Raw genomic sequence first — 2619 nt, 5'->3', positions numbered from 1 at the left:
AATTCAACCGGGAGCTCATCTACAAATACATCCCCGGCACTCTGGGCATCCTGAAAAGCATATTCAAGTTTATCTCCTACGAGGAGCCACCCCAGGCTCTGGCAGTACTGATCGATGACATTGCGGACATCCTTTTCAACACAGATATCCAAAAGATACTGCACCGCTTCTACACCGAGGGCAAGGGCAGAGACCCCATCGTGCACTTCTATGAGACTTTCTTAAGCGAATATGATCCCAAACTCAGAGAAAAACGGGGAGTCTATTATACACCAGAGCCTGTGGTGCGCTACATCGTACGCAGTATCCACAGCCTTTTGAAAAGCCACTTTGCTTTGGGCGATGGACTTGCCTCAGATGAAGTCACCATTCTTGATCCGGCTGCCGGAACCCTCACCTTTCCTGCAGAAGCTATCAAGTTGGCAATCGAAGAACACATTGGCAAGTATGGCAATGGCGGCACTCACAAACTGATCAAAGAACACATCCTGCCCCACTTCTATGCCATAGAACTGATGATGGCGCCTTACACCGTGGGACACCTCAAGATCAGCTACCTGCTGGCGGAATATGGCTACGAACTGGGCGAAGATGAACGCTTTAAGCTTTATCTTTCCAATACCCTTGAGCCGGACACCCCTCTACAAACCGAATTGCCCATCACGCATGATATCAGTGAAGAATGCGAGATGGCCAACAAAGTGAAACATCAAGACCCGATTCTGGTGATCATGGGCAATCCGCCCTATAGCGGAGCAAGCGAAAACACTAACGATTGGACGACTAAACTCTTAAAGACGGATATTGATTGCGCTCAGAGTTACTTCACTGTGGATGGCAATCCCTTGGGTGAAAAGAATCCAAAGTGGCTGCAAGACGACTATGTAAAATTCCTGCGTTTTGCCCAATGGAAGATCCATAAAGCGGGTAAAGGCATCGTGGGTATGATCACCAATCACGGCTATCTGGATAACCCCACCTTCCGGGGTATGCGCCAAAGCTTGATGCAGACCTTTGACGAAATCTATGTGCTGGATCTGCATGGCAACAGCCTGAAAAAGGAGAGTTGCCCGGATGGCAGCAAGGATGAAAACGTCTTTGATATCCGGCAGGGAACCTCCATCATCCTGATGGTAAAAGTAGGGTCGCTCGCCGAAGCGACCGATGGGCGAAACGGCGTTCGCCCCTACAGAATCCGCCACCACGAGCTTTTCGGACTCCGCCAATCCAAATATGACTGGCTGGATAGTAACCAGTTCCAAGCCAAGACCTATCAGGAACTAAGCCCCGGTTCTCCCTTCTACCTCTTCCGTCCGGAAGCTACCGGAAACGAGCATTATCTCATGTGGACAAACCTGCCGGAGATATTCCCGGTCAATAGCGTGGGCATAGTCACAGCCAGAGACGGACTCACAATCCAGGATACTCCCAACCAAGTGCGCAAGACCATTCACCATTTCGCGTCCCTGGAACCGGAAACTGCCAGAACAGCATTTAAGCTTGGCAAAGACACTAGAGATTGGATAGTGGATTTAGCCCAAAAAGATTTGAAAGACAGTGGTATGAGTGATGCCAAGATAATCCCCATCCTTTACCGTCCCTTTGATACCCGATACACATATTATTCCGGTAAAACCAAGGGGTTTCATTGCATGCCAAGACATAGTGTAATGAAGAACCTGATCAATAGAGATAACATTGGACTGATATTTAATAGGAATGTTCAGATTGATTTTGCACATGCGTTGATATCTGTAAACGCTATTGATTTACATGTACTTGAAACTGGTCTTAAAGGAGCTTATCTTGCCCCCCTCTACATTTACCCCTCCGAACATAAAGAGACTATCTTTGACAGCGAAGAGCGGGAATACAACATCTCCAAAGAACTTTTGGAGCGTTTCGCCAAGCAATGGCAGGACTTCCAACCGGAGCAGCTATTCTACTATGTCTATGCGGTCCTGCACAGCATTCAATACCGCAAACGCTTTGAGCAATACCTCAGGATGGATTTCCCCCGCATACCATTTACAGAGGATTATAAACTCTTTACTAAGTTGGCAGAATATGGTGAAGAGCTTGCCGACATCCATTTACTCAAGAGTCCAAGGTTAAGGCCTCCCATAGCAAGGTATCAGGGTGACGGCTCCAATGACATGGTTGAGTTTATCCAATACGATGAGGACAAGAGTATCGTACAGATCAACCCGGATAAACACTTTGAAGGCATCACCCCGGAGTTGTGGAACTATCACATTGGCGGCTATCAGGTGCTGCATAAATACCTCAAAGACCGAAAGGGCAAGAGCTTTGCCGATCCTATCCATTATTGCCGGATGGTTACAGCTTTAGCCCTAACAATCGACATTCAAGCTCGGATAGATCAAATCATTGGAAACGTTATCCAATAGATAAGCTTCGGGCTTCACCGGGCGGTCGAGCCAGATTTATCTGGGTCTCACCACTTGTCCTACAGATAGCACCTAAGGGCTGACTATACTCCAAAAGCTGAAGCGATCATCTTTTGCACGTCCTCGATGATCTTGTTTGTACTGTGGCCAATGAGATCCATCTTGCTGAGGAGTTGGATGCGTGTGTCATGCTCCCGCAATTCGCTGG

The 2619-nt window shown here is 47.8% G+C and carries 1 protein-coding gene; it reads left to right on the top strand.

The window, feature by feature from the left end:
* Positions 1 to 2411: N-6 DNA methylase (locus PHF32_08790; GenBank protein MDD4560810.1), on the top strand; the 2411-nt coding region annotated here is incomplete at its 5' end.
* Between the last annotated feature and the right edge of the window lie 208 nt (positions 2412 to 2619).

It is taken from the genome of Candidatus Cloacimonadota bacterium, assembly GCA_028706475.1.
Classification (GTDB): Bacteria; Cloacimonadota; Cloacimonadia; order Cloacimonadales; family Cloacimonadaceae; genus UBA5456.
Note: the sequence above shows the minus strand (reverse complement) of the source record. Positions and strands in the feature narration are given on the sequence as shown.